This window comes from Faecalimonas sp. LCP19S3_D12 (assembly GCF_052121495.1).
GTDB lineage: Bacteria > Bacillota > Clostridia > Lachnospirales > Lachnospiraceae > Faecalimonas.
The window spans coordinates 1-12,614 of the sequence record NZ_JBQKED010000060.1 but is presented as its reverse complement, the minus strand read 5'-3'; the positions used below and the strand labels follow the sequence as shown (position 1 = coordinate 12,614).

Below are 12,614 nucleotides of genomic sequence, written 5' to 3'. Positions count from 1 at the left end.
CTCTGTTTGTCATGCAGTTTTCAAGGTTCAACTATATCTGAAATGCATTTTTGCAATTCATTTAAAAACCTTTCATTTTAGACTTGACTTTTAATAGTTAGTCTTTCGTTTTTGTTTAATATATACAAAAAAGTAATCTTATTTTCTTTTTCGATTTTCACGAAAAATAGCTGTTTTTTTATGATTTTCAGGGACGCTTTTCAGTATGAAAAATGCTGTTTTTCACCTGATTTTTGCCCTTGCGTAACAAATTTACTTTTTTTCTACTGTGCAGCACTATGCATAATTATACACCATTTTCATGGTCTTGCATAAAATACATAGCACTGCACAACATAATTTGATACTATAAATCACCTATTTTATAATTAAATTCTTAAAAATTTTGTCCTGCTTTTCCTATCATTTAACACCCTATATGAGAATATGATATTGTTTGATATGAAGCAGCAGAAAACATTCTGAAACAGCATGTTAACCCACCGTATTATATACTTTTTGCGGAAGGAGTTCAAGCAAATCTTTCTCAGATATCTGAATGTCGAATACAAAATCTGTTTGAGGCAGAATATCTATTATAAAATTGCCAATCACCTTCTCACAGTCATATATTTCTTCAGGAAGATTGATATAAACATCCTTTGTAACCCCTGTTCCATTATGTCCCATACAGACAGATATCGCTTTCAAACTAATATCATTTTCCTTTAAAACAGTTGCGTATGTATGTCTCAAATCATGCCATCGCATTTTGGGCAAATTGCAATCTGCTAACAGTTCTTTAAAAGATTTCCCCAAATTACCCCTGTTATAGGGCAAACCGTTTTCTCTAAAACATACAAAGTCCAGATCCTGAAATTGGGGATTGGATTTCTGCACTGTTTCATACTTATGGCGTGCCACAATCAATTCATCTATAACAAAATCACCCAAAGGAATATCACGTTCTCCTGAATGAGATTTTGTTTTCACCTCTTGTGTACATAATCGGTTGTCTGCCTCACCATCATTTGAAGTTGTTCTCCCTAACTGTCGTCTGACATGTAATTCCCCTTCCCACCAATCAATATCCGAGAATTTGATTGCAATCACTTCAGATATTCGAAGGCCGGTTGTTAACGTCAAAAGTAATGGTATATACATTTCTGCTTTGGTTTCTTTACATTTTAACAGCAATAATGAAATTTGCGGAATGGAAAGAATTGGATACTCCTTTTTTTGATGTTTTATAGTGCCTTCTCTTAACGCTTGATTATAAGCTTTTTTCACAGCCTTTTTTTTCATACGAATTGCAGTTAGAACAGGATTTATTCGTATCATCTGATGGTTTTTTGCGTATGTAAAAGCACCTTTCAAAACAGTATAGGATAAAAGCAAAACACTCACTTTTTCAATAGAATCCAGCCCTTTTTTAATATCGTCACGTTCGATATCTGTAATTTTGCTGTTTGGATCCCATGTTTTTAAAAAGTAATTGTAGATTACATTGCGATAGCTACAAAATGTATGATAGGATATCTTTCTTTCATCAATCATATAATAATATAGCCAGTAGTCAAAAAATTCTTTTAGCGTGTATTCAAAAGGAATAAACCTTTTTGAATGCAACTCAGCAATCGCAAATTCCTTTGCTTTCAGCGCTTCTGTTTTCGTACTATATCCACCTTTTTGCATAGGAATTACAATTCCAGTGGAAAACGTCAGAGAAAAACGGTATGCAAATTTTCCTCTTACAGGAGTAATTGTATCTCTAAATTTCCATGAAACGATATCACCATATTGAAAACTTTCTTTAACATCAGGTTTTATAATTGGCTTTTTATTCATGTGTACACCCTCCCGCAGCAGATTTGGAAGCGGCATTAATTGGATCAAATGAGGAATCAATCAATGCTGAAATTTTCCCTTTCGCTTCAATAATGCCACAATAAATTTCAAAGGTTGTTGCAATACTTTTATGCCCCATTATTTTAGAAATTTCTTCCAACTGCATTCCTTGCTCAATTAAAATTGTTGCAAATATATGCCCTTACGGTATAATTACGACAAACCGGAAAAGCCCCGTAGAATCAAGGGTTTTGAGGTTTTCAGTCTGGTTTTTTCATCCTTTTCCAAACCGAAAAATCATACTGAAATAAGTCGAATTATAGGAGGTGTTTCATTAACGACAAATGAATAGCAGAAAGGAACTCAAAGCCTTTTGATTTCAAACACAGTAGAATATTGGATTTAGGCGAAGCCGTCACTTGTTTCAAGTGGCGGCTTTTGTCATTTCCAGGACTGCTGTGCAGGCACATGACAACACCAATCAGAAATGAGGTGAAGTCATTGAACACGCAAATCATCGCCATCACCAACCAGAAAGGCGGCGTTGGCAAAACGACCACCTGCGCGAACCTGGGAATTGGGCTGGCGCAGGCCGGGAAAAAAGTGCTGCTGATCGACGGGGACCCGCAAGGCAGCCTGACCATCAGCCTGGGCCACCCCCAGCCGGACAAGCTGCCCTTTACCCTGTCCGACGCGATGGGCCGTATCCTGATGGACGAGCCGCTACGCCCCGGAGAGGGTATCCTGCACCACCCGGAAGGCGTTGACCTGATGCCCGCTGACATCCAGCTCTCTGGTATGGAGGTCTCTCTGGTGAATGCCATGAGCCGAGAGACTATCCTGCGGCAGTATCTGGACACGCTCAAGGGACAGTATTCCCATATCCTGATTGACTGTCAGCCCTCCCTGGGTATGCTCACGGTCAATGCCCTGGCAGCCGCCAACAGGGTCATAATCCCCGTCCAGGCGGAGTATCTGCCCGCCAAGGGCCTGGAACAGCTGCTCCAGACGGTCAATAAGGTGAAGCGGCAAATCAATCCCAAACTCCAAATCGACGGCATATTGCTGACGATGGTGGACAACCGCACTAACTTTGCCAAGGAGATCGCCGCCCTGCTGCGGGAAACCTACGGCAGCAAAATCAAGGTGTTCGGCACGGAAATTCCCCATTCTGTCCGGGCGAAGGAAATCAGCGCCGAGGGCAAGAGCATTTTTGCCCATGACCCCGGCGGCAAGGTGGCTGAAAGCTACAAAAATCTGACGCAGGAGGTGACAAAACTTGAAAAGCAGCGCGAAAAAAGTAGAGCTGGCATCGGTAGATGACCTGTTTTCCACCGAGGAAAGCCGTGCCGATGCACAGCGGGAACGGGTGCTGGAAATTCCCTTGTCTGAGCTGCACCCTTTTAAGAACCATCCGTTCAAAGTCAAGGATGATGAATCCATGATGGAAACTGCGGACAGTATCCGGCAGTATGGTGTGCTGGTTCCGGCGATTGCAAGACCTGACCCGGAGGGCGGCTATGAATTAGTAGCCGGACACAGGCGGCACAGAGCCAGCGAACTGGCTGAGAAAGAGACCATGCCGGTCATTGTCCGGGATTTGGACGACGATGCCGCCACCATCATTATGGTGGACAGCAACTTGCAGCGTGAAAGCCTGCTCCCCAGCGAGAGGGCCTTTGCTTATAAGATGAAGCTGGATGCCATGAAGCATCAAGGCGAGCGCAGAGATTTAACTTGTGCCCAAGTTGGGCACAAGTCAGACGGAAAGAAATCCAGAGACATTTTGGCTGAACAAGTCGGGCAAAGTAAAAATCAAATTCAACGCTTTATTCGTCTGACGGAGCTGATTCCTGAGCTGTTAGATATGGTGGATGAGCGAAAAATCGCTCTCAATCCGGCGTATGAGCTGTCGTTCCTGAAAAAAGAGGAACAGACCCAGCTTTTGGACGCGATGGACAGCGAACAAGCTACCCCTTCTCTCTCCCAAGCCCAGCGGCTCAAGAAATTCAGCCAAGAGGGGCATTTATCCATTGATGTGATGCGGGCCATTATGGGCGAGGAAAAGAAAAGCGATCTGGACAAGGTGACATTCACCTCAGACACCCTGCGGAAGTATTTTCCCAAGAGCTATACTCCGGCAAGGATGCAGGAAACCATTATCAAGCTGTTGGAACAGTGGCAAAGAAAGCGTCAGAGAGACCAGGAACGATGAAAGGAGCTGCCTATGAGAGATATTTCAGCCCGTGAGCTGAAAGGACACAACATTCTTGCCGTGGAGCGTTTTCAGGACAACACCCGCCGGATGATTGAGTTTTCTGTCCTGCGTTCCTGTGCCTACGGCAGTCCCGGTGATGAAATGCGGCTGTTTTTGACCGAGGACGGGTATCAGGCTGCCCTGCAAAGCCAGCAGCATCGGGAAATCAAAATCAAGCGGTATGCCCGTGTGATTGAGGGACATATCCTCGATTTTAAGCCGGACAAGCGCCGCCGCCACTCATAAACAAATCATTACTGCGAAAGGAAAGGATTGAAATGTGTACTGTAAAGGAAATCCGGGAAGCAATCCGGGAGGATTGCCATTCCCAGCATGATATGGAATCTATGGAGATTGACTGTGTTCTGCAAACTCTGCCATTCTCTCAGGGAGATGACCTGTTGGATAAACCGCCCATTCCCAAGCGCCCCTACCGGCGCAGAAAAAGTGAACAAAACTGCTGACTGCCACAATTCTTTTTACAGGATTGTGGCTTTTTTCATACCCTGAGAAATTTGGAAGGAGTGAGGTCAATGGCCGTATTTCGCATTGAACGAACCAGAGATTATACCGTAATGAGCAATCACCATTTACGCAACGGAAAGCTGTCCCTGAAAGCCAAGGGGCTGCTTTCCATGATGCTGTCCTTACCGGAGGACTGGAACTATACCACCAGAGGGCTTGCCGCCATCTGCAAAGAGGGCGTGGACGCAATCGGCGGTGCGCTGCGGGAGCTGGAAGCTGCCGGGTACATTGTCCGTCATCAGCTGCGGGACAAACAGGGTCGGATCAGTGATACCGAGTATGTTATCTACGAGCAACCACAGCCGAAGAACCCGGATACGCCCCAGCCGGATACGGCTTCACCAGATACGGGAAACCCGGATATGGAGAAACCGGATACGGAAAAGCCCGCAGAATTAAATATAGAGAAATCAAATACTCAAAAATCAATTACTCATGGATCAAGTACCGATTCCACTCCCTTCCGGGAAACAGCGGCGGCAAGACCGCCGGAACGGACAGGAAGGGATGCGATGTCTGTCTCCGAGATAGAAAATTATCGGGAATTGATTTTAGAGAACATCGAGTATGACTACCTGTGCAGGGAGTTTGCCACCTATCGGGAGGACCTGGACGAGATTGTGGAGCTGATGGTGGAAACCGTCTGTGCCAGACGCAAAACCACCCGGATCGCAGGCAGCGACTTCCCTCATGAGGTGGTGCGCTCCCGGTTTTTGAAGCTGGACAGCGAGCATATCCGGTTTGTCATGGACAGCTTACAGAAAAACACCACCGAGGTCCGCAACATGAAGCAGTACCTGCTGACGGTGCTGTTTAACGCACCCACCACCATCAGCAACCACTACACTTCACAGGTCAATCACGATATGAACGCAGGCGGCTGGTAAGGCCGTCTTTTTTCATCCCACAACAACGACTTTTACAGGAGGTTACGCTATGAACCAAATGGAAATTTTCAAAAACCCGGAGTTTGGCAGTATCCGCACTTTTGAGCAGGACGACAAGGTATTGTTTTGCGGAAAGGATATTGCGAAAGCACTTGGATACCAACGTACCGCTGATGCCATCACAGCCCACTGCAAAGGGGTCTGCGTTTTACCGACCCCTTCTAACGGCGGTATTCAGCGAATGAAATTTATTCCCGAAGGCGATGTGTACCGCCTGATCGTTCACAGCAAGCTGCCCTCTGCGGAACGATTTGAACGCTGGGTGTTCGATGAGGTGCTGCCCTCTATCCGCAAGCATGGGGCCTACATCACCAGAGAAAAGCTGTGGGAGATCGCTACCTCCCCGGAAGCCATGATGAAGCTATGCTCCGACCTGCTGGCCGAGCGCGAGAAAAATGCGGCACTTCGTGAGGAAAACGCCATGCTGGAGGGCAAGGCAGCCTTTTATGACCTGTTTATCGACCTCAAGCACAGCACCAATCTCCGTACCACCGCCAAGGAACTGGTTGTGCCGGAACGTCGGTTTATCCGCTTCCTGCTGAAACAGCGGTTTGTGTACCGCGCCCCATCCGGGAATGTACTGCCTTATGCAAAACCTGCCAACGACGGCCTATTCACCGTTAAGGACTACTGCAACCACGGGCATACCGGCTCCTATACGCTGGTAACGCCCCAGGGCAAGCTGCATTTTGCCCAGCTGCGGGACAGCATCCTGCTGATGATATGATGACCCGGTATCTTCTGCGGCGGCTGGTGGTACCGCCTTAGTTTTTGAACCATCCCTGCAAAATCCGTGGAAAGGAGGCGTTATCCCATGCAGGAAGAAGTGGAAAACAGGACTTTGACGCTGGTAGTCAACGGCACAAAGTTCACCGGGCGGCTGTTTAAGGCCGCCATTTGTAAATACCTTGCCCATCGCAAGGAAAAGAAGCTGAATAAGCAGAGAAGCCGGGACGCGCCTGTGAAGCCCCAGGGTAAGCAGACGGTCAAGCAGCTCATTGGTCAGAACCAGGGCGTTTCCAATATCGAGATCACCGATCCCTCCATCAAGGAGTTTGAGAAGATCGCCCGGAAATACGGTGTGGATTATGCGGTGAAGAAAGACCGCAGCAGCTCCCCGCCCAAGTACCTGATCTTTTTCAAAGGTCGTGATGCGGATGCGCTGACAGCAGCTTTTACAGAGTACACCAACAAAAAGGTCAAAAAGGCAACGAAAACAGAGCGCCCGTCCGTACTGACAAAACTTAACCAGTTCAAAGAGATGGTTAAAAATGCTGTGGTAGATCGCACCAAGCGAAAGGAGCTGGAACGATGAAAAAGACATTGGACATCAAAAAGCTCATTTTGCTGAATATGCCGTATATCCTGCTGGGACTGTTTGCTACCAATTTTGGAGAGGCATGGCGAATGGCACAAGGGGCGGATGCTTCAGAAAAGTTTCTTTCGCTGGTTGCGGTTCTGCCTGGGGCGTTGCAAAGTTTCTGGCCAAGCCTGCATCCATTGGACTTGTTGGTAGGGCTGTGCTGCGGTGTTGGTCTGAGGCTGGCGGTGTATCTTAAAAGCAAGAACGCCAAGAAATATCGACATGGTTTGGAATATGGTTCGGCCCGCTGGGGAACCCGTGAGGATATTGCACCTTACGTTGATCCTGTATTTCAGAACAATGTGATTCTGACGAAAACGGAGAGCCTGACCATGAACAGTCGCCCCAAGGACCCCAAGACTGCCAGAAACAAAAATGTACTGGTGATTGGCGGCTCCGGTTCTGGTAAGACCCGGTTCTGGCTAAAGCCGAACCTGATGCAGATGCACAGTTCCTATGTGGTGACAGACCCCAAAGGCACCATCCTGGTGGAGTGCGGCAAAATGCTCCAGCGCGGTACACCGAAAATGCGTCCCAAGCTGGGCAAGGATCATCAGCTGGTAAAGGACCGGCACGGCAATCCGGTCTATGAGACCGTAAAGGACAAAAACGGCAAAGTGGTCTATGAGCCGTATCGTATTAAGGTTCTCAATACCATCAACTTCAAAAAGTCCATGCACTACAATCCTTTTGCCTATCTGCACAGCGAAAAGGACATTTTGAAGCTGGTTACGACTTTAATTGCGAACACGAAGGGCGAGGGCAAAGCCGGGGATGATTTCTGGGTCAAGGCGGAAACGCTTTTGTACTGCGCCCTTATCGGGTATATCCACTATGAAGCCCCGGTGGAAGAACAAAACTTTGCCACACTCATCGAGTTCATCAACGCCATGGAAGTCCGGGAGGACGACGAGGAGTTCAAGAACCCGGTGGACCTGATGTTTGATGCACTGGAAGCCGAGAAGCCAAATCACTTTGCGGTGCGCCAGTATAAGAAATATAAGCTGGCCGCCGGCAAAACCGCTAAGTCGATTTTGATTTCCTGCGGTGCGCGTCTTGCCGTATTTGATATTGCGGAGCTGCGCGAGGTTACATCCTACGATGAGTTGGAACTGGATACGCTGGGAGACAGAAAAACGGCTCTGTTCCTCATTATGAGTGATACGGATGACAGTTTTAACTTTCTCATTTCCATGTGCTACACCCAGTTATTCAACCTGCTTTGTGAAAAGGCCGATGATGTGTATGGCGGCAGGCTTCCGGTTCATGTGCGCTGCCTTATCGACGAGTGCGCCAACATCGGACAGATTCCCAAACTGGAAAAGCTGGTGGCTACCATCCGAAGCCGTGAGATCTCCGCCTGTCTGGTCTTGCAGGCGCAAAGCCAGCTGAAAGCCATCTACAAGGACAACGCCGATACCATCATCGGCAATATGGATACCTCCATTTTCCTGGGCGGCAAGGAGCCGACTACACTCAAGGAGCTGGAAGCTGTACTTGGGAAAGAGACCATCGACACCTACAACACCGGTGAGAGCCGTGGGCGGGAAACCTCCCACTCGCTCAACTATCAAAAATTGGGGAAAAGTCTGATGAGCCAGGACGAACTGGCCGTTATGGACGGCGGCAAGTGCATCCTCCAGCTGCGCGGTGTGCGTCCTTTCCTTTCGGATAAGTACGATATTACCAAGCACCCCAATTTCAAGTACACTGCCGACGCGGATGACAAGAACGCTTTTGACATTGAAGCATTTCTGTCCGCAAGGCTGAAACTCAAGCCCAATGAGGTCTGCGATGTATATGAAGTAGACACAAAGGGCACTTAATTTCGTTCCGCTTTAGAAAGGAGTGATCTTATCTATTCGCCGCACCTGCCTCTGTTGAGGCCATTGGCGTACAAGGCGGACAATCGCAAGAAAAATAATGAAAAAGGAGGACAGCCGGAATCATGCCCCCGGAAACCGGGCGGCAGATTGTTCCGGCTTTTGTATGCCTATGAAACATGACAAACCTATTTTTTAATCAGATTCCGGCTAACAAACTATATGGCATTTTTTGAACAGGCAATCACCGTTCTTCAGACCCTCGTTATCGCGCTCGGTGCTGGTCTTGGTATCTGGGGCGTCATCAACCTGCTGGAAGGTTACGGAAACGACAACCCTGGTGCAAAATCACAGGGCATGAAGCAGCTCATGGCCGGTGCTGGTGTAGCCGTGGTAGGCATGGTCCTTGTACCTCTGCTCTCCGGGCTTTTCTCTGTCTAAGCGTCTCCGTATGAAATCCTTGCCGCTCCCGCAGCTTTGCGGGGGCGGCGGAAAGGAGGTTGACACCGTATGGATTTCTTACTTGAAGCCCTGACAAATTGGCTGAAAGAAATGCTGGTAGGCGGCATTATGAGCAACCTTTCGGGGATGTTTGACAGTGTAAATCAGCAGGTCGCGGATATATCCGTACAGGTAGGCCAGACCCCACAGGGATGGAATGGCAATATTTTCAGCATGATTGAGAATCTGTCCAACTCCATCATGGTTCCCATCGCCGGTGTGATTCTGGCGATTGTAATGACGCTGGAACTGCTCCAGATGATTACCGACAAAAACAACCTGCATGATGTGGATACCTGGATGATTTTCAAATGGGTGTTCAAGTCAGCCACAGCCATACTCCTTGTCACGAATACATGGAATATCGTCATGGGCGTGTTCGATATGGCGCAGAGTGTGGTGGCACAGGCATCCGGCATCATTTCTTCGGATACCGCCATTGATATTTCCTCTGTCCTTACGGACATGGAACCCCGGCTGATGGAAATGGATTTGGGTCCGCTGTTCGGGCTTTGGTTCCAGAGTATGTTTATCGGCGTTACCATGTGGGCGCTGTATATCTGCATCTTCATCGTGATTTATGGCCGTATGATTGAAATTTACCTTGTGACATCCGTTGCGCCCATCCCCATGGCTGCCATGATGGGCAAGGAATGGGGCGGCATGGGCCAGAACTATCTGCGCTCCCTGCTGGCGCTGGGATTCCAGGCATTTCTCATTATTGTCTGTGTGGCGATTTATGCTGTACTGGTACAGGACATCGCTACGGAGGAAGATGTGATTATGGCGATTTGGAGCTGTGTGGGCTATACGGTTTTACTGTGTTTTACGCTCTTTAAGACCGGCAGCCTTGCAAAAGCTGTATTCCAGGCTCATTAAGGAGGAGGGAGTTTCTATGGCCTATGTACCTGTACCTAAAGACCTGACGAAAGTCAAAACCAAGGTTGCTTTCAACTTAACCAAGCGGCAGTTAGTCTGCTTCGGCGGAGGGGCGCTTTTGGGCGTACCGCTGTTCTTTCTGCTCCGTGGCTCTGCCGGAAACAGTACGGCAGCCCTGTGCATGATGTTCGTGATGCTGCCCTTCTTCCTGCTGGCGATGTACGAAAAGCATGGCCAGCCGTTGGAAAAGATTGTGGGCAATATCATTCGCGTCACGGTGATCCGCCCCAGGCAGCGCCCCTACCGCACCAATAACTTCTATGCCGTGTTGCAGCGGCAGGCAAATCTCGACGAGGAGGTGTCACACATTGTTTACGGCAATCAAAAACTGGCTGCACCAGCTGTTCGGAAAAAACGAGGAAAAAGCTGTGCAGCCGGTCAAAACAAAGAAAAAGCTGTCCCGCGCCGACAGAAAGCAGATTGAAGCTGCCATTGCCCGCGCCAACCGCACGGACAAAAAGGAAAAATCCGCGCAGGACAGCATCCCTTATGAACGGATGTGGCCGGATGGTATCTGCCGGGTATCAGACGGTCACTACACAAAAACCATTCAATTTCAGGACATCAACTATCAGCTTTCACAGAACGAGGATAAAACCGCGATCTTCGAGGGCTGGTGCGATTTCCTCAACTACTTCGACAGCTCGATTCAGTTTGAGCTGTCTTTTTTGAACCTTGCAGCATCGGAGGGAACCTTTGCCCGCGCCATCAACATCCCTCTCCAGGGGGACGATTTTGACAGCATCCGTATCGAGTACATGACCATGCTGCAAAACCAGTTGGCAAAGGGCAACAACGGCCTCATCAAAACCAAGTATCTTACCTTTGGCATTGACGCGGACAGCATCAAGGCGGCCAAGCCCCGTTTGGAGCGCATTGAGACCGACATTCTCAACAACTTCAAGCGGCTGGGTGTGGCGGCGGAAACGCTGGACGGCAAAGCACGACTTTCCCAGCTGCATGGTATCTTCCACATGGATGAGCAGCTGCCGTTCCGTTTTGAGTGGGATTGGCTCCCGTCCAGCGGCCTGTCCACCAAGGACTTTATCGCCCCCAGCTCCTTTGAGTTCCGCACCGGCAGGCAGTTCCGCATGGGTAAAAAGTACGGAGCCGTCAGCTTCGTACAAATTTTGGCCCCAGAGTTGAATGACCGGATGCTGGCTGATTTTCTGGACATGGAAAGCTCGCTGATCGTCAGCCTGCACATCCAGTCGGTGGATCAGATCAAGGCCATCAAGACGGTCAAGCGGAAAATCACCGATCTGGATAAATCCAAAATCGAGGAACAGAAAAAGGCGGTCAGAGCAGGATACGACATGGACATCATCCCTTCCGACCTTGCCACTTATGGTGTCGAGGCCAAAAAGCTCTTGCAGGACTTGCAAAGCCGCAACGAGCGAATGTTCCTTGTAACCTTCCTGGTGCTGAACACCGCAGATAATCCCCGCCAGCTGGACAACAATGTGTTCCAGGCATCCAGTATCGCACAGAAATACAACTGCCAGCTGACAAGGCTGGACTTCCAGCAGGAGGAAGGGCTGATGAGCTGCCTGCCCCTGGGTATCAACCAGATTGAGATTCAGCGCGGACTGACCACCAGTTCCACGGCAATCTTTGTGCCGTTCACCACCCAGGAATTATTCCAGAACGGCAAAGAAGCGCTGTACTATGGCATCAATGCTCTGTCCAACAACCTCATCATGGTGGACAGAAAGCTGCTGAAAAATCCCAATGGTCTGATTCTCGGTACGCCGGGTTCCGGCAAGTCCTTCAGCGCCAAGCGAGAGATCGCCAACAGTTTCCTGCTCACTTCGGATGATGTCATCATCTGTGACCCGGAAGCGGAGTACGCCCCTCTTGTTAAGCGTCTGCATGGGCAGGTCATCAAGATCTCACCTACTTCAACCAACTATATCAATCCGATGGATCTGAATCTGGACTATTCGGATGATGAAAGCCCGCTGTCACTCAAGTCTGACTTTATTCTCAGCTTGTGCGAGCTGATCGTGGGCGGCAAGGAGGGCTTGCAGCCGGTGCAGAAAACCATCATCGACCGCTGTGTGCGGCTGGTCTATCAGGACTATCTGAACGACCCGCGCCCGGAGAATATGCCCATTCTGGAGGATCTGTATAACCTCTTGCGGGCGCAGGAGGAAAAAGAGGCGCAGTACATCGCCACGGCACTGGAAATCTATGTGACCGGCTCCCTCAATGTGTTCAACCACCAGAGCAATGTGGACATCAACAACCGCATTGTCTGTTATGACATCAAGGAACTGGGCAAGCAGCTGAAGAAAATCGGGATGCTGGTGGTGCAGGATGTGCGCTTTGTTTCTTGTTAATCTCCATAGAAATATGGAACAAAGCAAGACAGATTTCTAATGAAATCTGAACTCTATATTCGATTTGACAGGGGAAGTTCCTGTCTGACC

At 48.7% G+C, this 12,614-nt stretch carries 13 protein-coding genes and 1 pseudogene; 12 read left to right on the top strand and 2 right to left on the bottom strand.

Features of this window, described 5'->3' with window-relative positions:
• Positions 1-474: 474 nt before the first annotated feature.
• Positions 475-1,827 carry a tyrosine-type recombinase/integrase gene (locus ACTQXY_RS14085; protein WP_004612622.1) on the bottom strand — a complete coding sequence of 451 codons (1,353 nt, stop codon included), beginning with the start codon at positions 1,825-1,827 and terminating at the stop codon, positions 475-477.
• Positions 1,820-2,023 (bottom strand): tyrosine-type recombinase/integrase, encoded by a 204-nt coding sequence (locus tag ACTQXY_RS14080; RefSeq protein ID WP_441659984.1) that lies wholly within the window; start codon positions 2,021-2,023, stop codon positions 1,820-1,822. The genes ACTQXY_RS14085 and ACTQXY_RS14080 overlap by 8 nt, the downstream gene beginning before the upstream one ends.
• Positions 2,024-2,328: 305 nt before the next feature.
• Between ACTQXY_RS14080 and ACTQXY_RS14075 the strand changes: the two genes are divergently transcribed.
• The 12 genes and pseudogenes from ACTQXY_RS14075 to ACTQXY_RS14020 form a co-directional block, all read left to right on the top strand.
• A complete protein-coding gene (locus tag ACTQXY_RS14075) occupies positions 2,329-3,150 on the top strand; it encodes a ParA family protein (protein ID WP_057573058.1) in 822 nt (273 codons plus the stop codon).
• Positions 3,107-4,042 (top strand): ParB/RepB/Spo0J family partition protein, encoded by a 936-nt coding sequence (locus tag ACTQXY_RS14070; protein ID WP_154468229.1) that lies wholly within the window; start codon positions 3,107-3,109, stop codon positions 4,040-4,042. Before ACTQXY_RS14075 ends, ACTQXY_RS14070 begins: the two co-directional genes overlap by 44 nt.
• Before the next feature lie 12 nt (positions 4,043-4,054).
• Positions 4,055-4,330 (top strand): DUF5720 family protein, encoded by a 276-nt coding sequence (locus ACTQXY_RS14065; RefSeq protein WP_154468230.1) that lies wholly within the window; start codon positions 4,055-4,057, stop codon positions 4,328-4,330.
• A gap of 26 nt (positions 4,331-4,356) precedes the next feature.
• Complete coding sequence (locus ACTQXY_RS14060) at positions 4,357-4,548, top strand: hypothetical protein (protein WP_441659983.1); 192 nt, start codon at positions 4,357-4,359, stop codon at positions 4,546-4,548.
• Positions 4,549-4,617: 69 nt separating this feature from the next.
• Entirely contained in the window at positions 4,618-5,496 is an 879-nt protein-coding gene (locus ACTQXY_RS14055; RefSeq protein WP_154468232.1) for a DUF6017 domain-containing protein, read from the top strand.
• 49 nt (positions 5,497-5,545) lie between these two features.
• The gene (locus tag ACTQXY_RS14050) at positions 5,546-6,283 is read left to right on the top strand and encodes a BRO family protein (protein ID WP_154468233.1); all 738 of its coding nucleotides are present in this window, start codon (positions 5,546-5,548) and stop codon (positions 6,281-6,283) included.
• A gap of 87 nt (positions 6,284-6,370) precedes the next feature.
• The gene (locus ACTQXY_RS14045) at positions 6,371-6,871 is read left to right on the top strand and encodes a PcfB family protein (RefSeq protein ID WP_154468234.1); all 501 of its coding nucleotides are present in this window, start codon (positions 6,371-6,373) and stop codon (positions 6,869-6,871) included.
• Positions 6,868-8,745, top strand: coding sequence for a VirD4-like conjugal transfer protein, CD1115 family (locus ACTQXY_RS14040; protein ID WP_154468235.1), 1,878 nt, complete (start codon positions 6,868-6,870; stop codon positions 8,743-8,745). The genes ACTQXY_RS14045 and ACTQXY_RS14040 overlap by 4 nt, the downstream gene beginning before the upstream one ends.
• Positions 8,746-8,964: 219 nt before the next feature.
• Positions 8,965-9,183: a Maff2 family mobile element protein gene (locus ACTQXY_RS14035; RefSeq protein ID WP_003525154.1), complete on the top strand. Its 219-nt coding sequence runs from the start codon at positions 8,965-8,967 to the stop codon at positions 9,181-9,183.
• A 69-nt stretch (positions 9,184-9,252) separates the two neighbouring features.
• The gene (locus ACTQXY_RS14030) at positions 9,253-10,122 is read left to right on the top strand and encodes a VirB6/TrbL-like conjugal transfer protein, CD1112 family (protein ID WP_434320057.1); all 870 of its coding nucleotides are present in this window, start codon (positions 9,253-9,255) and stop codon (positions 10,120-10,122) included.
• 16 nt (positions 10,123-10,138) lie between these two features.
• A complete protein-coding gene (locus ACTQXY_RS14025; protein WP_016147255.1) occupies positions 10,139-10,606 on the top strand; it encodes a PrgI family protein in 468 nt (155 codons plus the stop codon).
• A pseudogene (locus ACTQXY_RS14020) lies at positions 10,551-12,503 on the top strand (VirB4-like conjugal transfer ATPase, CD1110 family); the annotation flags it as partial. The gene ACTQXY_RS14025 and the pseudogene ACTQXY_RS14020, both read left to right, overlap by 56 nt.
• Positions 12,504-12,614: the final 111 nt, after the last annotated feature.